Origin of the sequence: Streptomyces sp. NPDC052101 (genome assembly GCF_040680235.1) — a bacterium.
Taxonomy (GTDB): domain Bacteria; phylum Actinomycetota; class Actinomycetes; order Streptomycetales; family Streptomycetaceae; genus Streptomyces.
Map to the genome: position 1 here is coordinate 52,501 of NZ_JBFAWH010000027.1, position 24,031 is coordinate 76,531.

The 24,031-nt window shown below is 69.7% G+C and carries 24 protein-coding genes; 7 read left to right on the plus strand and 17 right to left on the minus strand.

Translation table 11 applies throughout. The annotated features are described in order from the left end of the window. Positions 1–9: 9 nt before the first annotated feature. The gene (gene nucS, locus AB0L75_RS33990; protein WP_365188918.1) at positions 10–681 is read left to right on the plus strand and encodes an endonuclease NucS; all 672 of its coding nucleotides are present in this window, start codon (positions 10–12) and stop codon (positions 679–681) included. A 64-nt stretch (positions 682–745) separates the two neighbouring features. Here nucS and AB0L75_RS33995 read toward each other — a convergent pair whose 3' ends face one another. The 4 genes from AB0L75_RS33995 to AB0L75_RS34010 all read right to left on the minus strand — a co-directional run bounded on the left by AB0L75_RS33995 (position 746) and on the right by AB0L75_RS34010 (position 5,831). Next, complete coding sequence (locus AB0L75_RS33995; RefSeq protein WP_365188921.1) at positions 746–3,172, minus strand: ATP-binding protein; 2,427 nt, start codon at positions 3,170–3,172, stop codon at positions 746–748. A 334-nt stretch (positions 3,173–3,506) separates the two neighbouring features. Beyond that, positions 3,507–3,830 carry an STAS domain-containing protein gene (locus AB0L75_RS34000; RefSeq protein WP_365189045.1) on the minus strand — a complete coding sequence of 108 codons (324 nt, stop codon included), beginning with the start codon at positions 3,828–3,830 and terminating at the stop codon, positions 3,507–3,509. Positions 3,831–4,030: 200 nt separating this feature from the next. After that, positions 4,031–4,879: a 3-hydroxyacyl-CoA dehydrogenase family protein gene (locus tag AB0L75_RS34005; RefSeq protein ID WP_365188924.1), complete on the minus strand. Its 849-nt coding sequence runs from the start codon at positions 4,877–4,879 to the stop codon at positions 4,031–4,033. A gap of 289 nt (positions 4,880–5,168) precedes the next feature. Continuing rightward, complete coding sequence (locus tag AB0L75_RS34010; protein ID WP_365188926.1) at positions 5,169–5,831, minus strand: TetR/AcrR family transcriptional regulator; 663 nt, start codon at positions 5,829–5,831, stop codon at positions 5,169–5,171. Between the two features lie 97 nt (positions 5,832–5,928). On the opposite strand from AB0L75_RS34010, the gene AB0L75_RS34015 reads away from it, so the two are divergent. From AB0L75_RS34015 to AB0L75_RS34025, 3 genes are read left to right on the plus strand one after another with little or no spacing between them, the layout of a single operon-like run. Beyond that, positions 5,929–6,714, plus strand: coding sequence for an ATP-binding cassette domain-containing protein (locus AB0L75_RS34015; RefSeq protein ID WP_365188929.1), 786 nt, complete (start codon positions 5,929–5,931; stop codon positions 6,712–6,714). A 13-nt stretch (positions 6,715–6,727) separates the two neighbouring features. Beyond that, a complete protein-coding gene (locus tag AB0L75_RS34020; RefSeq protein WP_365188932.1) occupies positions 6,728–7,477 on the plus strand; it encodes an ABC transporter permease in 750 nt (249 codons plus the stop codon). 13 nt (positions 7,478–7,490) lie between these two features. Further along, on the plus strand, positions 7,491–8,063 hold the full coding sequence (locus tag AB0L75_RS34025) for a cob(I)yrinic acid a,c-diamide adenosyltransferase (RefSeq protein WP_365188935.1): 573 nt from the start codon (positions 7,491–7,493) through the stop codon (positions 8,061–8,063). On the opposite strand, the gene AB0L75_RS34030 is transcribed toward AB0L75_RS34025, so the two are convergent. Continuing rightward, positions 8,060–8,593: a hypothetical protein gene (locus AB0L75_RS34030; protein ID WP_365188938.1), complete on the minus strand. Its 534-nt coding sequence runs from the start codon at positions 8,591–8,593 to the stop codon at positions 8,060–8,062. The genes AB0L75_RS34025 and AB0L75_RS34030 overlap by 4 nt on opposite strands. 151 nt (positions 8,594–8,744) lie before the next feature. Between AB0L75_RS34030 and AB0L75_RS34035 the strand changes: the two genes are divergently transcribed. From AB0L75_RS34035 to AB0L75_RS34045, 3 genes are all read left to right on the plus strand, one after another. Beyond that, the gene (locus tag AB0L75_RS34035) at positions 8,745–9,929 is read left to right on the plus strand and encodes a histidine kinase (RefSeq protein ID WP_365188941.1); all 1,185 of its coding nucleotides are present in this window, start codon (positions 8,745–8,747) and stop codon (positions 9,927–9,929) included. Then, a complete protein-coding gene (locus AB0L75_RS34040; RefSeq protein ID WP_365188944.1) occupies positions 9,926–10,567 on the plus strand; it encodes a response regulator transcription factor in 642 nt (213 codons plus the stop codon). Before AB0L75_RS34035 ends, AB0L75_RS34040 begins: the two co-directional genes overlap by 4 nt. Positions 10,568–10,704: 137 nt before the next feature. After that, positions 10,705–12,525 (plus strand): glycoside hydrolase family 18 chitinase, encoded by a 1,821-nt coding sequence (locus AB0L75_RS34045; protein ID WP_365188947.1) that lies wholly within the window; start codon positions 10,705–10,707, stop codon positions 12,523–12,525. Positions 12,526–12,599: 74 nt separating this feature from the next. Here the strand turns inward: AB0L75_RS34045 and AB0L75_RS34050 are convergent, their stop codons facing one another. The 12 genes from AB0L75_RS34050 to glyA all read right to left on the minus strand — a co-directional run bounded on the left by AB0L75_RS34050 (position 12,600) and on the right by glyA (position 24,002). Further along, a complete protein-coding gene (locus tag AB0L75_RS34050) occupies positions 12,600–13,046 on the minus strand; it encodes a DUF2550 domain-containing protein (RefSeq protein ID WP_076095079.1) in 447 nt (148 codons plus the stop codon). Between the two features lie 131 nt (positions 13,047–13,177). Then, positions 13,178–13,552, minus strand: a complete 375-nt coding sequence (locus AB0L75_RS34055; RefSeq protein ID WP_031171909.1) for a F0F1 ATP synthase subunit epsilon — start codon at positions 13,550–13,552, stop codon at positions 13,178–13,180. Between the two features lie 112 nt (positions 13,553–13,664). Further along, entirely contained in the window at positions 13,665–15,101 is a 1,437-nt protein-coding gene (gene atpD / locus AB0L75_RS34060; protein WP_365188951.1) for a F0F1 ATP synthase subunit beta, read from the minus strand. Further along, positions 15,102–16,019, minus strand: a complete 918-nt coding sequence (locus tag AB0L75_RS34065; RefSeq protein ID WP_365188954.1) for a F0F1 ATP synthase subunit gamma — start codon at positions 16,017–16,019, stop codon at positions 15,102–15,104. 21 nt (positions 16,020–16,040) lie between these two features. Further along, positions 16,041–17,633 carry a F0F1 ATP synthase subunit alpha gene (gene atpA / locus AB0L75_RS34070; protein ID WP_365188956.1) on the minus strand — a complete coding sequence of 531 codons (1,593 nt, stop codon included), beginning with the start codon at positions 17,631–17,633 and terminating at the stop codon, positions 16,041–16,043. A gap of 152 nt (positions 17,634–17,785) precedes the next feature. Further along, entirely contained in the window at positions 17,786–18,601 is an 816-nt protein-coding gene (locus AB0L75_RS34075) for a F0F1 ATP synthase subunit delta (RefSeq protein ID WP_365188958.1), read from the minus strand. Next, positions 18,598–19,146 carry a F0F1 ATP synthase subunit B gene (locus AB0L75_RS34080; RefSeq protein ID WP_365188960.1) on the minus strand — a complete coding sequence of 183 codons (549 nt, stop codon included), beginning with the start codon at positions 19,144–19,146 and terminating at the stop codon, positions 18,598–18,600. The genes AB0L75_RS34075 and AB0L75_RS34080 overlap by 4 nt, the downstream gene beginning before the upstream one ends. 35 nt (positions 19,147–19,181) lie before the next feature. Continuing rightward, positions 19,182–19,421 (minus strand): ATP synthase subunit C, encoded by a 240-nt coding sequence (locus AB0L75_RS34085; protein ID WP_003992984.1) that lies wholly within the window; start codon positions 19,419–19,421, stop codon positions 19,182–19,184. A 68-nt stretch (positions 19,422–19,489) separates the two neighbouring features. After that, positions 19,490–20,260, minus strand: a complete 771-nt coding sequence (gene atpB / locus AB0L75_RS34090) for a F0F1 ATP synthase subunit A (protein ID WP_365189047.1) — start codon at positions 20,258–20,260, stop codon at positions 19,490–19,492. A gap of 273 nt (positions 20,261–20,533) precedes the next feature. Then, positions 20,534–20,971, minus strand: coding sequence for a hypothetical protein (locus AB0L75_RS34095; RefSeq protein WP_365188961.1), 438 nt, complete (start codon positions 20,969–20,971; stop codon positions 20,534–20,536). A gap of 301 nt (positions 20,972–21,272) precedes the next feature. Next, positions 21,273–22,613, minus strand: a complete 1,341-nt coding sequence (locus AB0L75_RS34100; RefSeq protein WP_365188963.1) for an MraY family glycosyltransferase — start codon at positions 22,611–22,613, stop codon at positions 21,273–21,275. Between the two features lie 150 nt (positions 22,614–22,763). After that, positions 22,764–24,002, minus strand: coding sequence for a serine hydroxymethyltransferase (glyA, locus tag AB0L75_RS34105; protein ID WP_365188966.1), 1,239 nt, complete (start codon positions 24,000–24,002; stop codon positions 22,764–22,766). Between the last annotated feature and the right edge of the window lie 29 nt (positions 24,003–24,031).

Sequence of the window (24,031 nt, forward strand, 5' to 3'; positions counted from 1 at the left end):
TTGCCGACCATGCGTCTCGTCATTGCCCGGTGCTCGGTCGACTACGCCGGCCGGCTCACCGCCCACCTGCCCTCGGCACCCCGCCTGATCCTGGTCAAGGCGGACGGCAGCGTCTCCATCCACGCCGACGACCGGGCCTACAAGCCCCTCAACTGGATGTCGCCGCCCTGCACGCTGAAGGAGGGAAGCGGCGAGGACGAGGGGGTCTGGACCGTCGTCAACAAGACGGGCGAGAAACTGATCATCACCATGGAGGAGATCCTCCATGACTCCTCGCACGAACTCGGCGTGGACCCGGGTCTGATCAAGGACGGCGTGGAAGCGCACCTCCAGGAGCTGCTCGCCGACCGCATCGAGACGCTCGGCGAGGGGTACACGCTCATCCGGCGCGAGTACATGACGGCCATCGGCCCCGTGGACATCCTGTGCCGCGACGCGGACGGCCAGACGGTCGCGGTCGAGATCAAGCGCCGGGGCGAGATCGACGGCGTGGAGCAACTCACGCGCTATCTGGAGCTGTTGAACCGCGACCCACATCTCGCGCCGGTCCGCGGCGTCTTCGCCGCCCAGGAGATCAAGCCCCAGGCCCGCGTCCTCGCCACCGACCGCGGCATCAACTGCCAGATCCTCGACTACAACGCCCTCCGCGGCATCGAGGACGACAAGCTCCGCCTGTTCTAGATCTTCTTCCGCCGCCCACTCTTCCCGGTGAAGGTCCCGGTGGGCGGCGGAACAAGGGCGACGCTCACATCACCGAGCCGGCGGACTGCGACGCGCTCCCCGAACCCTGCGGCGTGGTCGGACCGCTCGCCGTGTTCGTCGTGGTCGGGGTCGTGCCCGTCTGGGTCGGGGTCGCTGTCGGCGTCGGCGTCGACGTGGGGGTGGTGTTGGTCGGGGTCGGGGTGCCCGAGGGGGTCGTCTTCGTCGGCGTCGGCGAACCCGGCCTGGTCGTATGGGACTTGGACGGCGTCGGGGACGTGTCTCCCCCGCTGCCCGTGCTCCCGGTGTCGCTCGGGTCGGCCGAAGGCGTCGTGTTCGGCCGCGACGGCTTCGGGTCGTCGGACGTGCCGTAGGAGCCGTCCGGGCCGGGATTCGTCGGGTGGACTCTGGTCGGGACCGAGCTGGTGCCCGCCGCCGGGTCCTTCTTCGGGTCCGCGCCGAGGCTGCCGTCGTCCGTGCCCTGGCTCGCCGACGGATTGACGTCGACCTTGCCGGCCGGGTTCTTGTCCGCGTTCTCGTTGGACGTCATGCCGAGCGTGACGACCGTACCGAGCACGGCGGCGAGCAGCGCCCCGGATCCCACCGCCACCAGGTTGCGGCGGGCCAGCCGCACGAGGCCCGCGCCTCGCGCCGGGGCGGCCGGCAGCCGCCGTGTGACCAGGGGGTCGCCGAGCGGCTCGTACGGCGGCGGCGCCGACTCCTCGTGCCGTGTCTCCGGCAGCTCCTCCCCCGCCGTCGCCGCGATGCCGGGCAGCTCTCCGGAGCGGTCGGCGACCAGCGCGAGGGCACGGCGCCCGGCGACGGTACCCCGCTTGTCGGCGAGCGCCCCGCGCAGCCCGATGGACGCCTCCAGCTCGGCACGGGCCCGGTCCAGCTGGTCCGCGCACAGCGCGAGGACACCCAACTCATGGTGGAAATAGGCCTGTTCACGCACCTCGCCGGCGAGCCGGGCGGCCTCCGCACCCGAGCGCAGGATCCGTTCCCAGGCGCTCCAGTGCAGCCCTGCGGCGAAGGCGGGCGCGGCCGTACGGGCGAGCCCCACCGCACTGCTCGGCTCCCCTTCGGCGGACGGGGCCGTCTGCGGGACGATCGCGGTGAGCGCGGCCAGCACCGCGTCGGCCTCCGCGCACACCCGCTCGGCGGTGACCGACGGATGCCCGGCCCACCAGGCGTAGTGCTCGACGGCGCGCAGCGCCTGGGCCCCGGCGTCGTCGGCGTATCCGGCGGCCTCCAGCTGGGTGAGCACACCGGCCGCGAGCCGGTAGCGGGCGCCGACCGGGGAGACCAGTCCGCAGGCCGTCAGCTCACCGAGGGCGGCGTCGGCGTGGGTGTCACCGATCAGCGCCGGCAGATGCGCCTGGTGCGGCACCTCACCGCCGAGGGCCACGGCGAAGCGCAGGGTGGCCCGGGCGGAGGCGCTGAGCCGGGAGGCGAGCAGCGGGGCGGGCGCGGCCGCCTCGCCGAGCGAGGGCAGCGGAACCTCGTCCGCCGACTCCGGGGACAGCTCCGCCGGCTGGAGTACGTCCTCGAAGACGCCGTACTCGTCCACCGCCCCGGCGCCGGCCCGCAGTTCGTCACGCTGCCGGAGCAGGGCGCCGGCCTGGACGAAGCGCAGCGGCAGCCCCTCGGACTCGAACCACAGGTCGCCGGCCCAGTTCGCCTCCTCCTCGGTGAGGACGCGGCCGACGGTCCGCTCCAGGATCTCCACGCCGGCGGCGCGGTCGAGACCGCCGAGGAAGACCTCCTCGACCGCGGACTCGGCGGAGGGCGCGGACACCTCGGGGGTGGCACCGATCAGGAACGCGCACTCCGGGGTGGCGGCGAGCAGCTCGTCGAGGGCGGCGCCGCCGAACTCGATGTCGTCCAGCACGACGACCGCGCCGATCTCACGGACGCGGGCGCGCAGTTCGCCGGGTTCGGGGCGGTGCTGCGGGGCGTCGTAGACGGCGTGGAAGAGGTCGTGCAGGAGGTCGGCGGTGGTGCGGTGGAATCCGGTGAGCCGGACCACGCCGTCGGGGGCGAGGTCCAGGCAGTCCTCGGCGACGAGGTCCAGCAGGGCGGTGCGGCCGGAGCCCGCGGGGCCGGTGAGCCGGACGGTGCGGCCGCGGGCCAGCAGCCGGACCAGGCGCTCGCGTTCGTCCTGGCGTTCCAGCAGGGAGAGGGCCGGCTGGGCGGGACCGGGCGGCACGGGCGGCCGGGCGGCGCGCTCGGCCTCGGCGCGCTCGGCGGCGGTGCGCTTGCGTGGGCTTTGCGGCCGCCGGGCCGGCGGGCAGGGCTCTATCTCGCTGCCGTCGACGGGGTTGACGGTCAGCAGCAGGTCGCCGGCGACGAGGTGCGCCGTACGGGCGAGCGCGGGTGCGCTCTGGCCGAAGTCGGAGGTGAGGGATTCCCGGGGCGGGCGGCGGTGTTGCGCCTGGCCGTACTCCTCGGGTCCCGGGTTGATCGGGTCCATAGGTCCTAGCCCCCCAAAAGCGTCGTGTGCCCGTGATTCCGGCCCCTCCCGGCCTTGTCGCACACCGCGCTGTCGCTTCTGGTCCGGACCCGCTCGGTCGAGGGTTGCGAGGGAGCGGGCGACCGAACCCTAAACCTTCGCTCAGTATCTCCGACAGGGCGGGGTGCCGTGCGGTCCGAGACGTCACAGTCCGGTGAGGATTGCCCCCGACGTGCGCTTCGGCGGCTGCGCCCGGTTCTCCCCCGTCGCCCGCGCCCCTCCGTTCACCGTGCCCGTGCCCGCGTTCACCGCGTCCGCGGCGCGGCCCATCGCGCTGCCACGGCCGTTCGGCGGGTCACGCCCGGGGCAGCGACTCGACCCCGATACCGCCCTCGATGGCGAGGATGCGATGCAGCCGGGTGGCCACCAGCAGGCGCTGCATCTGCGGCGGGACACGGCGCAGCACCAGACGGCGACCGCAGCGGCCGGCCCGCCGATGGGCCCCCATGATCACCCCGAGCCCGGTGGCGTCCCAGGAGTCCAGTTCGGACAGGTCGAGCACCAGATCGCCGACTCCGTCGTCGACGGCCGAGTGCAGGGCCGTACGGGCGTCCGCCGCGCTGCGAACGTCGAGGCGGCCCCCGACGACCAGCTCGGCATGGTCGCCCCTGATGTGCATATGCGCTCCCCGTTGAGTGCGGTTGGCGTACTCGGTGACGATGGTGACGATGGTGTGCACCGTCTGACTGCGTGAGTGGTGGTGCGGTTGCTGCTTGTAAGCGAACCGATACCGAATTCACCCCGGGGGGTGAAGTTCCCGGGGCGAATGTCCGGCGTGTGTGCGTACGGGCGGTGTGCGGAGTGGCGTGCGGGGTGGGATCAGTACGTGTAGAAGCCCTGCCCGCTCTTGCGGCCGATGTCACCGGCATCCACCATCCGGCGCATCAGCTCCGGCGGGGCGAACTTCTCGTCCTGGCACTCGGTGTAGATGTTGCCGGTGGCGTGCAGCAGGATGTCCACGCCGGTCAGGTCGGCGGTGGCGAGCGGGCCCATGGCGTGGCCGAAGCCCAGCTTGCAGGCGAGGTCGATGTCCTCGGCGGTGGCGACCCCGGACTCGTAGAGCTTGGTCGCCTCCACCACGAGGGCGGAGATGAGCCGGGTGGTCACGAAGCCGGCGACGTCCCGGTTGACGACGATGCAGGTCTTGCCGACGGACTCGGCGAACTCCCGTGCGGCGGCGAGGGTTTCGTCGCTCGTCTTGTAGCCGCGGACCAGCTCGACGAGCTGCATCATCGGCACCGGCGAGAAGAAGTGGACGCCGACGACACGCTCGGGGTGCTCGGTGGCCGCCGCGATCTTGGTGATCGGGATGGCGGAGGTGTTGGAGGCGAGCACGGTCTCCGGGCGCACGATCTTGTCGAGCGCACGGAAGATCTCGTGCTTGACCTCCAGCTTCTCGAAGACGGCCTCGACGACGATGTCAGCGTCGGCGGCGGCGTCCAGGTCGGTGGTGGCGGTGATGCGGGCCAGGGCGGTGTCGGCGTCGTGCGCCTCCATCTTCCCCTTGCTCACGAATTTGTCGTACGAGGCCTTGATGCCGTCGGTGCCGCGCTTCAGTGCCTCGTCGGTGACGTCGCGCAGGACGACGTCCCAGCCCGCCTGCGCGGCGACCTGAGCGATACCGGACCCCATGAGACCGGCCCCGATGACGGCGAGCTTCCGTGCCACTCCGACTCCCTTGAACGCGCTCCAAGTCTGCTTCTCCGGCGGACCATAGCGCTCCGGAGCCGCTGTGTGACCGGTAAGTAACGCGCGTCACGTCTCAATTGACGGACATCACACCGGCAGCCGCAGGAAGCACCCAATTGGGCGCCTTTCCGGCGCCGTTCGGCCGGTGTGCGCGCAGCGGCCTTCCCGGTCGGCGCGTGCACCGGCACCGCGGGAACAGAACCGGCTTTTCCGCCCAATAGGTTGAATCGGCGCCGCCGCGCTCTTCACGACGGAAGCGGCACGGTGATCAGGCCCGGCCTGTCGGTGGCTGGTTCTGTGCGCGCACCGCATAGCCGAGGACCCTCTCGCTCAGCAGGTCCTCGATGTCGTCGAGGAGGACGAGTACCTCTCGGGACACTTCGCGCGGTTCGCGGCCCTTGACCATCTCGCGCCCGATGGCCGCCATGACCGTGCTGTGGATCCAGCCGATCTGACCGGCCATCAGATAGGGCAGTTCGTCGCCGTCGGCCGCGCCGGTCTCCTCCCGAAGGACCTGCTCCAGGTTGGCCTGGACCTCCTGGGCGAGCGCCCAGAGGCGGGAGCGCAGTGCGGGGGCCTCCTCGATGACCTTCATGAAGGCGGCGTAGCCGGACAGCAGCCCGACCCGGGGGGAGACCGCCTCGACCTCCTCGCGCAGCTCGCGCAGGACGGCGGCGGCGGCCGACTCGCCCTCGGGCCGGCCCCGGACCCAGCGGGCGAGGCGGTCGACCATGCCGGCGGAGCGGTCGAAGAAGAGGTCTTCCTTGGCGGGGAAGTAGTTGTAGACGGTGTTCACGGAGACGTTCGCCGCCTCGGCGATCTCCGCGACCGTCACCGCGTCGAAGCCGCGCCCGATGAACAGACCCGTGGCGACATCCGAGATGTACTGCCTGGTCTGCCGCTTCTTCCGCTCCCTGAGCCCCTCTGCCATGCCCCGCATCCTAGCTTCGCTGGGGGTGATGAAAACTTGGCGCCCGAGAAAACTTGGAGTCATTGCAAAATTTCAGGGACTCTGTTTTTCTGTGGGCATGGCAGCAGTCATCAGCGCGGCGGGACTCGCCCGCACCTTCCAGACCAAGGCCGGGCCGGTTCAGGCCGTGCGCGGCATCGACCTCGCCGTCCGGGAGGGCGAGATCCTCGGCTTCCTCGGACCCAACGGCGCCGGCAAGACCACCACCCTGCGGATGCTCACCACCCTGCTGAAGCCGACCGGCGGCGCCGCGACCGTCGCCGGGCACGATCTGGCGACGGACCCGGCCGGCGTGCGCGCGGCGAGCGGGTACGTCGCCCAGTCCGGTGGCGTCGATCCGCAGATCACCGTGCGGGAGGAGCTGGTCACCCAGGGACGGATGTACCGCCTGCCGAAGGCCGAGGCACGGGCGCGGGCCGAGGAGCTGGCGCGGGAACTGGACCTCACCGGGTTCCTCGACCGCAGGGCCGGTGCCCTCTCCGGCGGTCAGCGCCGCCGGCTGGACATCGCGATGGCGCTCACCCACCGCCCGAAAGTGCTGTTCCTGGACGAGCCGACGACCGGCCTGGACCCGGGCAGCCGCGCCGACCTGTGGGACCTGGTCCGCCGGCTGCGCGACGAGCACGGTACGACCGTCTTCCTGACCACCCACTACCTGGACGAGGCCGACGCCCTCGCCGACCGCCTGGTGATCGTGGACCGGGGCACGGTCGCCGCCGAGGGCACGCCGAGCGCGCTCAAGCTGAAGCACGGCGGCTCGCTCGACGCCACTCTCCAGGACACCTTCCTCGCCATCACCGGGCGCGGGCCCTCCCCGGCCGCCCCCGCCCCCGTAGCCGTCTAGGGATCCACAGAAGATGCTGCTGAACGACACGGCCCTCATCTACGGCCGCTATCTGCGCCAGTCGCTGCGCTCCCGCTTCGCGCTGCTCTTCGGCGTGCTCACCCCGCTCCTCTACCTCCTCTTCTTCGGCCCGCTGCTCACCCATCTGCCGCTCGGTGGCACGGGGAGTTCCTGGCAGGTGCTCGTGCCGGGCCTGCTGCTCCAACTCGGCCTGTTCGGCGCCCTGTTCGCGGGCTTCACGGTGATCATCGAGAAGAGCCAGGGGGTGGTGGAGCGGATGCGCGTGACCCCCGTCAGCCGGCTCGCCCTGCTGCTCGGGCGGGTGCTGCGCGACGCCACGGTCTTCGTCTTCCAGGCGGTGCTGCTGGTGCTGGCCGCGCTGGTGATGGGGCTGCGCGCACCGCTGGCGGGCATCCTGATCGGCTTCGTGTTCGTCGCCCTGCTCACGCTCTCGCTGGCCTCGCTGTCGTACGCGCTCGGGATGAAGGTCCGCACCCCGCAGGAGTTCGGCCCGCTGATCAACACTGTGTCGATGCCGTCGATGCTGCTGTCCGGCCTGATGCTCCCGATGACCCTCGCACCCGCCTGGCTGGACGTGCTCTCGCACTTCGTCCCGTTCCGCTACCTGGTGGACGCGGTGCGCGACGCCTACGTCGGCCACTACGCCGGTGCGCACATGCTCTACGGCGCCCTCGTCGCCATCGGATTCACGGCGCTGGCGGTGACGGTGGGCACACGAGTGTTCCGGACGGCCGGGGCGTAACTACGCTGGCCTTATGGTCAATCTGACGCGCATCTACACCAGGACCGGCGACAAGGGCACCACCCACCTCGGCGACATGAGCCGGGTGCCCAAGACGGACCTCAGGATCTCCGCGTACGCGGACACCAACGAGGCCAATGCGGTGATCGGCGGCGCGATCGCGCTGGGCGGCCTGGACACGGAGGTCGTCACGGTCCTCACACGGGTCCAGAACGACCTGTTCGACGTGGGTGCGGATCTGTCGACGCCGGTGGTGGAGAACCCCGAGTTCCCGCCGCTGAGGGTGGAGCAGTTCTACATCGACAAGCTGGAGGCGGACTGCGACCGCTTCAACGAGCGGCTGGAGAAACTCCGTTCCTTCATCCTGCCCGGCGGCACCCCCGGCGCGGCCCTCCTCCACCAGGCCTGCACGGTCGTACGCCGCGCCGAGCGCTCCACCTGGGCGGCCCTGGAGTCCCACGGCGACACCATGAACCCCCTGACGGCCACCTATCTCAACCGCCTGTCCGACCTGCTGTTCATCCTGGCCCGGACGGCGAACAAGGAGGTCGGCGATGTCCTGTGGGTGCCGGGCGGGGAGCGTTAGCGCTCGCGCTTCGGGAACAGCGTGTAGCTGCCGGCGATGATCACGTTGATGCCGATCAGCCACAGCATCCGCAGCTGCCACTGGCGCAGCGAACCGGTGTGGCCGGCGGAGCCGACGTACCAGACGGCGGCCTGGAGCAGCGCGAGGGCGACCACACAGGCCAGGATCCAGCGGCCCGCGACCTTCCATTCGTGGACGGCGCGGGCCGTGCCGTGCCGGGGCGGCTTCTTGGGGGGCGGGCCGCCGGTGAAGCGGTGGGCGACCCGGGCGTCGGCCCATGTGACCGTCGAGTGGCCGAGCCCGACCGTGAAGCCGATGTAGACGGCGGCCAGACCGTGCCGCCAGTCCGGCTGTGCACCGTTCCGCAGGTCGATGGCGGTCACGACGAAGAGCACGACCTCGAGCAGCGGCTCGCACAGCAGCAGCGCCAGTCCGGTGCGGGGCATCCGCAGGGCGTACCGGAAGGCCAGTCCGGCCGCCAGCAACACCCAGAACGCCACCTCGCAGGCGATGACCAACCCGACGATCACGGTTCGCTCCCCTCGTCCATCTCTCCAGGGTCCCGGCCGCGAAGGCACGGTTCGTCGTCGGCGAGGGCGAATGCGGCGTAAGCGAAAGTCGCAGTCCAGGACCGTGCCCGGGGAGCACGCGGGCGCGCCGCGGGCCGTGTTGGATGGACGCATGGCCCTCCCGCTCCCCCGCCCGCACCGCGACGACGTACGGATCGCCGTGGGCGGACTGCTCGGCGGGACGCTGCTGTGGCTGCTGGGAATCCATCCGCGCGTACCCGCGGACCCGCTCGTGCAGTGGGCGGCGCCCTGGGCCCCGCTGGTGCCGCTGGCGATCACCGCCGGGTGCGAGCCGCTGCGCCGCACCCGGCCCCGCATCGGTCTGCTGGCCGGCACACTCGCGCTGACCCTGGACACGGTGACCATCGGCAACGTCGTCACGGTCGTGCTGTACACCGATCTGGTGTACGCGGCCGTGCTGTACGGCACCCCGTCCTCCGCCCGCCGTATCCCTTGGATCACCGGACTGCTGACCGTGCTCGGCGGAGTCGTGCCGGCCGCCCTGGGGCGGGATCCGCAGGCGCTGCTGATCGGGGTGGGCGTGGGCGTGATCGCCTTCGCGCCGGCCGCGACCGGCTGGGTGGTGCGCAACCACCGGGATGCCGCCGAGGCCGCCCGGCTGCGCGCCGAACAGACCGCGCTGCTCGCCGAGATGGACCGCGCACAGGCGGTCACGTCCGAACGGGCGCGGGTGGCAAGGGAGTTGCACGACATGGTCGCCAACCATCTGTCCGCGATCGCCATCCACTCCACGGCCGCGCTGTCCCTCGACAATCCGCAGACCTCCCGCGACGCGCTGAGCGTGATCCGGGAGAACAGCGTGGCGGGGCTGGCCGAGATGCGGAAGCTGATCGGCATCCTGCGGGACGGCAGCGGCGATCGGGAGCCGGCCGCCACGCCGACGCTCGACGGGCTCGCCGCCCTGGTCGAGGGGGCTCGCGCCAACGGCCTGGAGGTCCGCCTCGACGCCGGTCACGGCCGGGTGCCGGTGCCGGTGGAGCTGGCCGCGTACCGGATGGTGCAGGAGTCGCTGACCAACGCGCTCAAGCACGCGGCGCCGGGGCCCGTCCGGGTCGACCTGCGGCAGGCCGACGGCACCCTGCAGGTGACGGTCACCAGCCCCTACCGGCCCGGTGACACCCCGCGCGCGCCCGGCTCGGGCTCGGGGCTGACCGGGATGCGGGAGCGGGCGGCACTGCTCGGCGGTACCTTCTCGGCCGGGCCCGCGGCCGGGCTGTGGACCGTGCGCGCCGCCCTTCCCCTCGCCGGAACCGAAACCGAAGGAGACCCACCGTGATCCGCGTCCTTGTCGCCGAGGACCAGTCCGCCGTGCGAGCCGGACTCGTCCTGATCCTGCGCAGCACACCCGACATCGAGGTGGTCGGCGAGGCTGCGGACGGCGAGCGGGCGGTGGAGCTGGCCCGGCTGCTGCGGCCGGACCTGGTGCTGATGGACGTGCAGATGCCACGCCTGGACGGGGTGTCGGCGACCCGGCGGATCGTCGCGGAGCGGCTCGCGGACGTGCTGGTGCTGACCACCTTCGATCTGGACGAGTACGTCTTCGGGGCGTTGCGGGCGGGGGCGGCGGGGTTTCTACTGAAGAACACCGAGGCGCGGGATCTGCTGGAGGCGGTGCGGACGGTGGCGCGCGGGGAGGGGATCGTCGCGCCGGCCGTGACGCGGCGGCTGATCACCGAGTTCGCGGCCCGCCCGGTACGGGAGCCGAAGACCGATCCGGCCGTGCTCGACGGGCTGACCCGGCGCGAGCGGGAGGTGCTGTCCTGTGTCGGTCAGGGACTGTCGAACGCCGAGATCGCCGGGCGTCTGCAGATGGCGGAGGGCACGGTGAAGACGCATGTGAGCCGGTTGCTGGCCAAGCTGGAGCTGCGCAGCCGGGTCCAAGCGGCCGTACTGGCACAGGAGTTGGGGATCTAGCGAGGGCCGAGGAAGCCGTGCGGAAAATTGGTCCAGACCTATTGACCGGTGGTCCAGACCTTTCTACTCTCGCAGCACCGTGGGCGTGATGGCTCAGTCATGCCCCTGACATCCCCACATACCTGAGGAGGCGCAGCATGCGCTTCAGACACAGAGCCGCGGCAGGCCTCGCGAGCCTGGTGCTCCCCCTGGCCGGCCTCGTCGGTCTCGCGAGCCCCGCCCAGGCCGCGACCAACGAGACAGCGAGCTTCACCAAGACCAGCGACTGGGGAACCGGCTTCGGCGGTCAGTGGACCATCAAGAACACCGGTACCTCCAGCATCAGCTCCTGGACCGTCGAGTGGGACTTCCCCTCGGGTACGTCCGTCACCTCCGCCTGGGACGCGGACGTCACCAGCTCCGGCAACCACTGGACCGCCAAGAACAAGTCCTACAACGGCACCCTCGCCCCTGGCGCCTCCGTCTCCTTCGGCTTCAACGGCTCGGGACCAGGCTCACCGAGCAACTGCAAGCTCAACGGCGACAGTTGTGACGGTACGACGGCCCCGGGCGACGCGCCCCCGAGCACCCCCGGCACCCCGACCGCCTCGAACATCACCGACACCTCGGTCAAGCTCTCCTGGGGCGCGGCCACCGACGACAAGGGCGTGAAGAACTACGACGTCCTGCGCGACGGCAAGGTCGTCTCCACGGTGACCACCACGTCGTACACCGACAGCGGCCTGAGCGCCGGCACCGACTACTCCTACACCGTGCAGGCCCGTGACACCGCCGACCAGACCGGCCCGGTCAGCGGCGCGGTCAAGGTGCACACCACCGGCGGCACCACCACTCCCCCGACCACCGGCGACAAGGTCAAGCTCGGCTACTTCACCGAGTGGGGCATCTACGGCCGCAACTACAACGTCAAGAACCTGGTGACGTCCGGCTCGGCGGCGAAGATCACGCACATCAACTACGCCTTCGGCAACGTGACGAACGGCCAGTGCGCGATAGGCGACTCCTACGCGGACTACGACAAGGCCTTCACCGCCGACCAGTCGGTGAGCGGCGTCGCCGACACCTGGGACCAGCCGCTGCGCGGCAACTTCAACCAGCTGCGCGAGCTGAAGGCCAAGTATCCGAACCTCAAGGTGCTGTGGTCCTTCGGCGGCTGGACCTGGTCCGGCGGGTTCGCGCAGGCCGCCGCCAACCCGACCGCGTTCGCCGACTCCTGCTACAACCTGGTCGAGGACCCGCGCTGGGCCGATGTCTTCGACGGCATCGACATCGACTGGGAGTACCCGAACGCCTGCGGCCTGTCCTGCGACACCAGCGGGGCGGCGGCCTTCAAGAACGTGCTGGCCGCGCTGCGCGCCAAGTTCGGTACGAGCAAGCTGGTCACCGCCGCGGTCACCGCCGACGGCTCCTCCGGCGGCAAGATCGAGGCAGCGGACTACGCGGGCGCCTCACAGTACGCCGACTGGTACAACGTGATGTCGTACGACTTCTTCGGCGCCTGGGACGCGAAGGGTCCGACCGCCCCGCACTCCCCGCTCACCTCGTACAGCGGCATCCCGAAGGCCGGGTTCGACACGGCCGACGCGATCGCCAAGTACAAGTCCATCGGCGTCCCCGCGTCCAAGCTGCTCATCGGCATCGGCCTCTACGGCCGCGGCTGGACCGGCGTCACCCAGGACGCCCCGGGCGGCACGGCCACCGGACCCGCGGCCGGCACCTATGAGCAGGGCATCGAGGACTACAAGGTGCTCAAGACGTCCTGCCCCGTCACCGGCACCGTCGCCGGCACCGCGTACGCCCACTGCGGCAGCAACTGGTGGTCGTACGACACCCCGTCGACCATCGCCGGAAAGATGAGCTGGGCCAGGTCCCAGGGGCTCGGCGGCGCGTTCTTCTGGGAGTTCAGCGGCGACACCAGCGACGGCGAGCTGGTGAACGCCATCAGCGGCAACCTGTAGAGAGAGCGCCTAGGCGACGTTGACGCTGCCCCGGACTTCGTCCGGGGGGACCCCCACCCAGCGAGTGAATGCGGCTACGCCACATTCACTCGCTGTCCGGGCGGGGCTGCCTCCAGCCACGCGAGGAATCCGGTCAGCGCGTCTTCGCTCATGGCGAGTTCCAGGCGCGTGCCCCGGTGCGTACAGGCGAGGACCACCGCGTCGGACAGCAGTGCCAGTTCCTCCTCGCCCTCGGGCAGCCGGCGGCCGGCCACCTCGATCTGCGCGCGCTCCAGGGTGCGGCGGGGGCGGGGGGCGTAGGAGAAGACGCGGTACCACTCGATGCGGTCGCCGTTGTAGCGGGCGACGCCGTAGGACCAGCCCTTGCCGTTGGCGTCGGGTTTCTCGGCCACGTCCCAGCGCAGGGAACAGTCGAAGGTGCCGCCGGAGCGCTGGATGAGTCTGCGGCGCAGTCCGAACAGGAACAGTCCCACCACCACGAGCGCGACCACGATTCCGCACACAGTCAGAGCGAGGACCATCGGCACCGACCTCCTCGTCTCCCAGGTAATGAAACGTAAAAAATACCCACATTCACCTCAGCCGCGGCGGGGACCGAAAGGTCCCAGCCGCGGCTGAGTCACGTCACCGCACAGTGCGGAGCGCGGAGCGTCTAGCGCGCCGCCGCCGCCCGAAGGCGGACGTCCGCGCGACGCTCGGCGGCGGCGTCGCCCTCCGCCTTCGCGCGCTCCAGCTCCCGCTCCGTGCGCTGGACATCGATCTCGTCCGACAGCTCGGCGATCTCGGCCAGCAGCGACAGCTTGTTGTCCGCGAACGAGATGAAACCGCCGTGCACCGCGGCGACGACCGTTCCACCATCACTCGTACGGATGGTCACCGGGCCCGACTCCAGCACACCGAGCAGCGGCTGGTGACCGGGCATGACGCCGATGTCGCCGGACGTGGTGCGCGCGACGACCAGGGTGGCCTCACCGGACCAGACCTGGCGGTCGGCAGCGACCAGCTCGACGTGCAGCTCAGCAGCCAAGGGTGGCTCCTCGGGTCACCACCCGGCAGGGGCGCCGGGTGTTGGGGTCAATTCTAGTAGGCGTGAGTGAGGGGGCGGGACGCGCCCGCCCCCTCACCCGAACTCAGGGAGTTCAGGAGACGCCCAGCTCCTTGGCGTTGGCCTTGAGGTCCTCGAGGCCACCGCACATGAAGAACGCCTGCTCCGGGAAGTGGTCGAACTCGCCGTCGCAGATCGCGTTGAACGCGGCGATCGTCTCGTCGAGCGGCACGTCCGAACCGTCCACGCCGGTGAACTGCTTGGCGACGTGGGTGTTCTGGGACAGGAAGCGCTCCACGCGACGGGCACGGTGGACGACCAGCTTGTCCTCCTCGCCGAGCTCGTCGATACCGAGGATCGCGATGATGTCCTGCAGGTCCTTGTACTTCTGCAGGATGTTCTTCACACGCATGGCCGCGTTGTAGTGGTCCGCCGCGATGTAGCGGGGGTCCAGGATCCGGGACGTCGAGTCCAGCGGGTCCACGGCCGGGTAGATGCCCTTCTCGGAGATCGGACGGGAGAGAACCGTCGTCGCGTCGAGGTGGGCGAAGGTGGTCGCCGGGGCCGGGTCGGTCAGGTCGTCGGCGGGGACGTAGATCGCCTGCATCGAGGTGATCGAGTGACCGCGGGTCGAGGTGATGCGCTCCTGCAGGAGGCCCATCTCGTCGGCCAGGTTCGGCTGGTAACCCACCGCGGACGGCATACGGCCGAGCAGGGTGGAGACCTCAGAGCCGGCCTGCGTGAAGCGGAAGATGTTGTCGATGAAGAACAGCACGTCCTGCTTCTGGACGTCACGGAAGTACTCGGCCATGGTGAGGCCGGCCAGCGCGACGCGCAGACGGGTGCCCGGGGGCTCGTCCATCTGACCGAAGACCAGCGCGGTCTTGTCGATGACGCCCGAGTCGGTCATCTCCTCGATGAGGTCGTTGCCCTCACGGGTGCGCTCACCGACACCGGCGAACACGGAGACACCGTCGTGGTTGTTGGCGACACGGTAGATCATCTCCTGGATGAGCACCGTCTTGCCGACGCCGGCGCCGCCGAACAGGCCGATCTTGCCGCCCTTGACGTACGGGGTGAGCAGGTCGATGACCTTGACGCCCGTCTCGAACATCTCGGTCTTGGACTCGAGCTCGTCGAAGTTCGGGGCCTTGCGGTGGATCGGCCAGCGCTCGCCGTCGTAGGACTCGTCGACGTTCAGCACCTCACCGAGGGTGTTGAACACCTTGCCCTTGGTGAAGTCACCGACGGGGACGGAGATGGCCGCGCCCGTGTCGGTGACCGCGGCCTGGCGGACCAGACCGTCGGTCGGCTGCATGGAGATGGTGCGGACCAGGCCGTCACCCAGGTGCTGGGCGACCTCCAGGGTCAGCGTCTTCTTCTCGCCCGCGTTCGCCGGGTCGGAGACCTCGACGTGAAGGGCGTTGTAGATCTCCGGCATCGCGTCGACGGGGAACTCCACGTCGACGACCGGGCCGATGACCCGGGCGACGCGGCCCGTAGCCGCCGCGGTCTCAACAGTGGTGGTCATTTATCGGTCACTCCCCGCGGTCGCGTCGGCCAGGGCGCTCGCGCCACCGACGATCTCGCTGATTTCCTGGGTGATTTCGGCCTGGCGGGCCGCGTTGGCAAGACGGGAGAGCGTGTTGATCAGCTCGCCCGCGTTGTCGGTGGCCGACTTCATCGCGCGCCGCGTGGCGGCGTGCTTCGAAGCGGCCGACTGGAGCAGCGCGTTGTAGATGCGGCTCTCCACGTAGCGCGGCAGCAGGGCGTCGAGGACGTCCTCCGCCGAGGGCTCGAAGTCGTACAGCGGGAGGATCTCCCCCTTGGGGTGAGCCTCCTCGGCGACCTCTTCGAGACGCAGCGGCAGGAGCCGGGCGTCCAGCGCCGTCTGCGTCATCATCGAGACGAACTCGGTGAAGACGATGTGGAGCTCGTCCACACCACCCTGGGCCGTGTCCTTCTCGATCGCCTCGATCAGGGGCGCCGCGACCTTCTTGGCGTCCGCGTACGACGGCTCGTCCGTGAAGCCCGTGAACGACTCCGCGATGGTGCGCTCACGGAAGTTGTAGTGGGCGACACCGCGCCGGCCGACGATGTACGTGTCGACCTGCTTGCCCTCGCGCTCCAGGCGCTCGGTCAGCTGCTCCGCCGTCTTGATGGCGTTGGAGTTGAAGGCGCCGGCGAGGCCACGGTCGCTCGTGAGGAGCAGGACCGCGGCACGGGTCGGGTTCTCCGTCTCCGTGGTGAGCGGGTGCTTGGTGTTCGAGCCGGTGCCGACCGCCGTGACCGCGCGCGTCAGCTCGGTCGCGTACGGCGTGGAGGCGGCCACCTTGCGCTGCGCCTTGACGACGCGCGAGGCGGCGATCATCTCCATCGCCTTGGTGATCTTCTTGGTCGCGCTGACGGATCGGATGCGACGCTTGTAGACCCGGAGCTGGGCTCCCATGAGTCAGGTCCCTTCCTTACGTCACTTGGCGGCAGCGGCAGGGGTGTCCTCGCCGAGCAGCTTGCCGTCCGAGGTCTCGAACTGCTTCTTGAACTCGGCCACCGCGTCATCGATCGCCTGGATGGTGTCGCTCGACATCTTGGCGCCCTCCTTGATGGAGGTCATCAGGCCCTGGTGCTTCCGGTGCAGGAAGTCGATCAGTTCCTTCTCGAAGCGGCGGATGTCGGCGACCGGCACGTCGTCCATACGGCCGTTGGTGCCGGCCCAGACGGAGACGACCTGGTCCTCGGTGGCCATCGGCTGGTACTGGTCCTGCTTCAGCAGCTCGACCATGCGCGAACCGCGCTCCAGCTGCGCCTTCGAGGCCGCGTCCAGGTCGGAACCGAAGGCGGCGAACGCCTCCAGCTCACGGAACTGGGCGAGGTCCACACGGAGGCGGCCGGAGACCTGGCGCATCGCCTTGTGCTGCGCGGAACCACCGACTCGGGAGACGGAGATACCGACGTTCAGCGCGGGACGCTGACCGGCGTTGAACAGGTCCGACTCCAGGAAGCACTGGCCGTCGGTGATGGAGATGACGTTGGTCGGGATGAACGCCGAGACGTCGTTGGCCTTGGTCTCGACGATCGGCAGACCGGTCATCGAGCCGGCACCCATGTCGTCGGAGAGCTTGGCGCAGCGCTCCAGCAGCCGGGAGTGCAGGTAGAAGACGTCACCCGGGTAGGCCTCACGGCCCGGCGGGCGGCGCAGCAGCAGGGACACGGCGCGGTAGGCGTCGGCCTGCTTCGACAGGTCGTCGAAGATGATGAGGACGTGCTTGCCCTCGTACATCCACTGCTGGCCGATGGCCGAACCGGTGTACGGCGCCAGGTACTTGAAGCCGGCCGGGTCGGACGCCGGGGCGGCGACGATGGTCGTGTACTCCAGGGCGCCGTTCTCCTCCAGCGCGCGGCGCACGCCGGCGATGGTGGAGCCCTTCTGGCCGATGGCGACGTAGATGCAGCGGACCTGCTTCTTCGGGTCGCCGGTGCGCCAGTTGTCACGCTGGTTGATGATCGTGTCGACGGCCAGGGCGGTCTTGCCGGTCTGGCGGTCACCGATGATCAGCTGACGCTGACCACGGCCGATCGGGGTCATCGCGTCGACGGCCTTGTAGCCGGTCTCCATCGGCTCGTGCACCGACTTGCGCTGCATGACCGTGGGGGCCTGCAGCTCCAGCGCACGGCGGCCGGACGTCTCGATCTCGCCGAGGCCGTCGATCGGGTTGCCGAGCGGGTCGACAACGCGGCCGAGGTAGCCCTCGCCGACCGCGACGGAGAGGACCTCACCGGTGCGCGTGACCGGCTGCCCCTCCTCGATGCCGCTGAACTCACCGAGGACGATGGCACCGATCTCGCGCTCCTCGAGGTTGAGGGCGAGGCCGAGGGTGCCGTCCTCGAACTTCAGCAGTTCGTTGGCCATGGCCGAGGGAAGACCCTCGATCTTCGCGATGCCGTCGCCGGCAAGGGTGACCGTACCGACCTCCTCGCGCGAGGCCGCGTCCGGCTTGTACGACTGGACGAAGTTCTCCAGCGCGTCCCGGATCTCCTCCGGCCGGATCGTGAGCTCCGCCATCTGGGTTCCCTGCTCTCCTTGTTGGGCCCGAAGTTTCACTTTGGGGGGATGGGGACTCCCCCCTGAAAGAGGTGAATCCTCTGCACGGCCCAACATGGGCCGTAAGTACGTACTGCTTCTTCTGACTGCTTTTGTCGACTGCCGAGCTTCGCTCAGCTCGCCATGCGACGGGCGGCCTCGTCCAGCCGGTCCGCGAGGGAGCCGTTGATGACCTCGTCACCGACCTGTACCCGGATGCCGCCGACGACCTCGGGGTCCACGTCCAGGTTGAGGTGCATCCGGCGGCCGTAGAGCTTGGCGAGTGCGGCGCCGAGGCGCTGCTTCTGGCCGTCGCTCAGCGGAACCGCCGAGGTGACGACGGCGACCATGCGGTCCCGGCGCTCGGCGGCGAGCTTGGACAGGGACTCCAGTCCCGCTTCCAGGCTACGTCCACGCGGCGCGGTCACAAGGCGCGTCACCAGTCGCTCGGTGACCGGCTTGGCCCGTCCGCCGAGCAGGCGGTGCAGCAGCTCGGTCTTGGCCGCCGTGCCGGCGGCACGGTCGGTCAGCGCGGCGCGCAGCTCGGTGCTGGAGGAGACGATCCGGCCGAACCGGAACAGCTCGTCCTCGGCGTCGTCGAGGGTGCCCGTCTTCTCCGCGGCCGTGAGGTCGGCGATGCTCGCCAGCTCTTCCAGCGCGTCCACCAGGTCGCGGGGCTGCGACCAGCGGGAGCGCGCCATCCCGGCCACCAGGTCGGCGGCGGCACCGCTGACCTGGGCGCCGATCAGACGCTGGACCAGTTCCGCCTTGGCCTGCGCGGGCTGCGCCGGGTCGGTGAGGACCCGGCGCAGGCCGGCCTCACGGTCGAGCAGCGCGGTGACGGCCGCCAGCTCGTCCGCGAGCTGCGCGGCGTCCACGGACGTGGAGTCCGTCAGCGCGTCGAGACGCTCACGTGCGGCTGCCAGGGCCTCGCGGCTCGCTCCGTTCATCGCGTGGCCTCGGCCTTCTCCTCGAGCTCGTCGAGGAAGCGGTCGATCACACGGCTCTGGCGGGCATGGTCCTCGAGGGACTCGCCGACGAGCTTGCCGGCCAGGTCGGTGGCGAGCTTGCCGACGTCCTGACGCAGCGTCTGCGCGGCGGCCTTGCGGTCGGCCTCGATCTGGGTGTGACCGGCGGCGACGATCTCCTCGCGCTGCCGCTGGCCCTCGGCCCGCATCTCGGCGATGAGCGCGGCACCCTGCTCCTGCGCCTCCTGGCGCAGGCGCGCGGCCTCGTGCCGGGCCTCGGCGAGCTGGGCCTTGTACTGCTCCAGGACGCTCTGGGCCTCGACCTTCATGGCGTCGGCCTCTTCGATACCGCCTTCGATCGCCGCTCGGCGCTCCTCCAGAACCTTGTTGATGTTCGGAAGCAGCTTCTTCCAGAAGAAGAAGAACACGATGGCGAAGGCGATGGTGCCGACGAGCAGCTCGGGACCGGCCGGGATCAGCGGGTTCTGCTTCTCCTCGGCCGCCAGCTGCACCAGGTTGGCGATCACATCAGTGCCTTTCGTCGATACGTGTCGGGGAAGTCTTACTTCACACCGAACACGAACGGCATCACGATGCCGATGAGGGCGAGCGCCTCACAGAAGGCGAAGCCGAGGATCTGGTTGGCGCGGATCAGACCGGCAGCCTCGGGCTGGCGGGCGAGGGCCTGGGTGCCGTTACCGAAGATGATGCCGACGCCGATGCCGGGGCCGATAGCCGAGAGGCCGTAACCGACGGAACCGATGGAACCGGAGACAGCGGCGAGGGTCTCAGTGGCAGCCATGCTGAATCTTCCTTCTCTTTACGGACCGGTGGGGGTTGGCCACCGGACGAGCGGGGGTGGGGTGTGGCTCAGTGGTGCTCGGCGAGAGCGCCCTGAACGTACGAGCACGCCAGCAGTACGAAGACGTACGCCTGGACGGCCTGGACGAAAAGCTCGAAGCAGATCATGGCCATGGTCATCACGAAGGAGACACCGGCGGCCGGGATCATCCAGCTGTTCAGCAGGTACCAGGAGGCGACGGTGAACATCACCAGCATCAGGTGACCGGCGAACATGTTGGCGAAGAGTCGCACGGCGTGCGTGAAGGGGCGGACCAGCAGGTTCGAGAAGAACTCGATGACCATGACCAGCGGCAGCACGCCGCCCAGCGACTTGTCGTAGCCGGTGATGTTCTTGAAGAACCCGACGAAGCCGTGGCGCTTGAAGGTCAGCCCGACCCAGAGGATCCAGACGATCGCGGCCAGCACCATCGGGAAGGCGATGACCGAGGAGACCGGGAACTGCGCCAGCGGGATCACGGACCAGATGTTCATGATCCAGACGAAGAAGAAGAGGGAGACCATGAACGGCACCCACTTCTCGCCCTCGCGCTTGCCGAGGGTCTCGTACACGATTCCGCGGCGCACGAAGTCGTAGCCGGCCTCGCCGATCATCTGCAGCTTGCCCGGGACGACCTTGGCCTTGCCGAAGGCGGTCCAGAAGAAGGCGACGACGAGCACGGAGGTGACGAGCGCGAGCAGCATCACCTTGTTGAACTCGAAGCCGCCGACCGTGCCGAGCGGCTTGAAGAGGAAGGAGTGCAGGCCCGGAGCCGGGAAGCCACACCCGTTGTCGGACATGATCCGACAACTCCAGTCAAAGGCGAGCTGGGTCTGGTCAGCACTCACCGCGGGCTCCTTCGGCGTGACGCATGGGTACGGCAACCTCGTTGTGTCGGCGCGGCACACGGCCGCGGATCGGCACCGGACTGGTGTTACGGATGTGGGGGCGGCTGAGGGGCATCGAGCCTCGCGATTGAGCAGGCGTCAGCTCAGGTGCCCGCGCCCGCGATGCCGCAGTTGGCACCGGACGATAGCAGGAGATCTCACAAGCCTTTATCCCGCCCCTACCCCTCACGACGACGGCCCTGTCTTCTCGGGCTTGTCACTCTTCGCGGAGTCCGGATCGATGTAGAAGATCTTGGCCTTCATGTGCGCGCGGGCCTGCGCGGCCATCCACACGACAGCGGTGACCACGATCCCCACGGCGAACGCCTTCGGATTGAAGAGGGACGTGCCTTTGAAGACGGCGACGAAGATGAAGAGGAGCAGCAGCTGGGCCATGTAGAGCATGAGGCCCATCGCCTGGAAGAGCTGGGGGAGCGTTTTTGCCGTCCACTGCAGCACGTACAGGCCGATGCCCATGAACAGCATGGCGAGCACCGTGCCGACCGCCGCGCCGAGCGCACCCTTGCCCCCCGCGACCGCTGCGCTCACGGCGACAGCGATCACACCTGCGACCGCTGTGGGCACAGCGATCTGCAGAAGGTTCCGGGCGTCTTTGGACGGCATGGCGGCAACTCCGCTTTCACAGGGGGCAGGGTGTCGTCATGGACGAGCGTAGTCCCGGGCTGAGTGATCGAGACCTCACACCAATGGACCGTCGCACTACGGTCCTTCGGCCCTATCCGGGGTTCTCGTGAACCGTATCACAAACTATTTGATGAGGTCTTTACCTGGTAGGTGTGCTTGCTGTCACACATGAGACTGACAGTGCGCGTCTGTGCAAAAACCGCGCCCACTTGTCTGGTAATGGCGGCTTTGCACCCCCATGAATGGGCAATGCTCTAGTCAGATTCTTACCCTGATCGGCTTACTGGCGATCAAGGAAACGCGAACGGGGGCCGATCGCGGTCGCCCCGTTGACGCCCGAGACCCCGGCGGGCACGGGGGCCCGTTCGCCGGTCGTCCGAACCGCCTCCTGGGTCTCCTCCGGCTCGCCCGCAGCCATGGCCACAGCTGCCACAGCGGCTTCGGCCGCACGGCGCCGGCGGCGGTAGCGCGGCGGCACGAACCGCTGCGCCCACACCGGCACCCGCGGCGTGAAGCGCGGGAGCAGCAGCAGGACCAGACCGACCGCGCTGAGGAACACCACGCCGAGCACGATCCACATCGAGGCCGAGTTGACCGAGTACGCCAGCGCGCCGAAGGCGATCAGGGCCGACCAGAAGTACATGATCAGCACCGCCCGGCTGTGCGAGTGGCCGATCTCCAGCAGCCGGTGGTGCAGATGCCCGCGGTCCGCGGCGAACGGGGACTGACCGCGCCAGGTCCGGCGGACGATCGCGAGCACCAGGTCCGCCGCCGGCACCGCGATGATCGTCAGCGGCAGCAGCAGCGGGATGTAGACCGGCACCGTCTGGTGCACCGCCGCCTTCTCCGAGCCCGCGTACAGGTTCAGCGCGTCCGGGTCGAGCTGTCCGGTGATCGAGATCGCACCGGCGGCCAGCACCAGCCCGATCAGCATCGAGCCCGAGTCGCCCATGAAGATCCGCGCGGGATGCATGTTGTGCGGCAGGAAGCCCAGGCACATGCCCATCAGGATGGCCGCGAACAGCGTGCCGGGAGCGGCCGCCTCGATGCCGTACGAGTACCAGATCCGGTAGGCGTACAGGAAGAACGCTCCGGCCGCGATGCAGACCATGCCGGCCGCGAGGCCGTCCAGGCCGTCCACGAAGTTCACCGCGTTGATCGTGATGACGACGAGCGCGACGGTCAGCAGCGTGCCCTGCCACTGGGTCAGCGCCACATTGCCGACGCCGGGGACGGGCAGCCACAGGATCGTCAGACCCTGCATCACCATCACACCCGCGGCGATCATCTGGCCGCCCAGCTTGATCAGCGCGTCGATCTCGAACTTGTCGTCCAGGACGCCGATCAGCCAGATCAGGGCCGCGCCGGAGAGCAGGGCCCGCGGCTCGTTCGACTTCGCGAAGACCTCGTTGAGGTTGGTCAGGTGGTCCGCGACCAGCAGGCCCGCGCACAGGCCGAAGAACATGGCGATACCGCCGAGGCGCGGAGTGGGCTCCCGGTGCACGTCACGTGCCCGGATCTCCGGCATCGCCCCAGCCACGATCGCGAACTTCCGTACCGGCCCTGTCAGCAGATACGTCACCGCGGCCGTGATGCAGAGCGTCAGCAGGTATTCACGCACGGGCTTCCCCACAGGTCTCGCTGGCCATCACAGCCCCACACCCTAGCGATGGACGTATATGGATGGGGACTTCCGGGTAGCCACGATGGTTGCATGTGTGGCTGTGGACCATGGCCCACTTCGGGGTCTCGGGGCAGCGCCTACCCCTGTTCACCCCGGATACGGCGGAAAACCACCTGTGAGAACGCGCACCTCGTCCCGTGCCGCGGCCGGGTCCGTCGCACCGCGCAGCACGGCCGCCATCAGCGCCGCGATCCGCACCATCTCCGCCTCCTCCATGCCCTGGGTGGTCACCGCGGCCGTGCCCAGGCGCAGCCCGCGGCCGTCGCCGTGCGGCAGCGCACAGCAGTCCAGGACGATCCCGGCGCCGGCGAGCCGGCCGCGTGCGGTGCGCCCGTCCACGCCGAGCGGGCCGGCGTCGACGGTGATCAGGTGGGTGTCCGTGCCGCCGGTGATGACGGCGAGGCCCTCGGCGGCCAGCTGGGCGGCCAGCACCCGCGCATTGGCGACCACCTGATGGGCGTACACGCCGAACGCCGGTGTTGCCGCCTCGCCGAACGCCACGGCCTTCGCGGCGATCGTGTGCATCTGCGCGCCGCCCTGGGTGAACGGGAACACCGCCCGGTCGACCCGCTCGGCCAGTTCGCTTCCGCACAGGATCATCCCGCCGCGCGGTCCGCGCAGCACCTTGTGGGTGGTCGCGCACACGATGTCGGCGTACGGCACCGGGTTCGGCGCCGCGCCGCCCGCGACCAGCCCGATCGGATGCGCGGCGTCGGCGATCAGATAGGCCCCGACCTCGTCGGCGACCTCCCGGAAGAAGGCGTAGTCGAAGTGGCGGGGGTACGCGATGGACCCGCAGACGATCGCCTTGGGCCGGTGGTTGCGGGCCAGGTGCCGCACCTGGTCGTGATCGACGAGCCCGGTCTCCGCGTCCACGCCGTACCCCACGAAGTCGAACCAGCGGCCCGAGAAGTTCGACGGCGAGCCATGGGTGAGATGACCGCCGTAGTGCAGGCCGAGGGCGAGGACGGTGTCGCCGGGGCGCAGCAGGGCGGCGTAGGCGGCGAGGACGGCCGAGGAGCCCGAGTGGGCCTGGACGTTGGCGTGTTCGGCGCCGAAGAGGGCTTTCGCGCGGTCGATGGCGGCGCGTTCGGCGAGGTCCACGATCTCGCAGCCGCCGTGGTGCCGGGCGGCGGGATAGCCCTCGGCGTACTTGTTGGCGAGCGGCGACCCGAGGGCGGCGAGCACGGCCGGCGAGCAGAAGTTCTCGGCGGCGATCAACTGGAGCGATGTCGACTGCCGGCGCAGCTCCGCGAGCAGGATGTCGGCCAGCTCGGGGTCCTGTCGCAGCAGGACGTCGGTCTCTGGAGCAGACGTGACCGCCATGGTGGGCTCCCGGGCATCGGCGGAGAGGT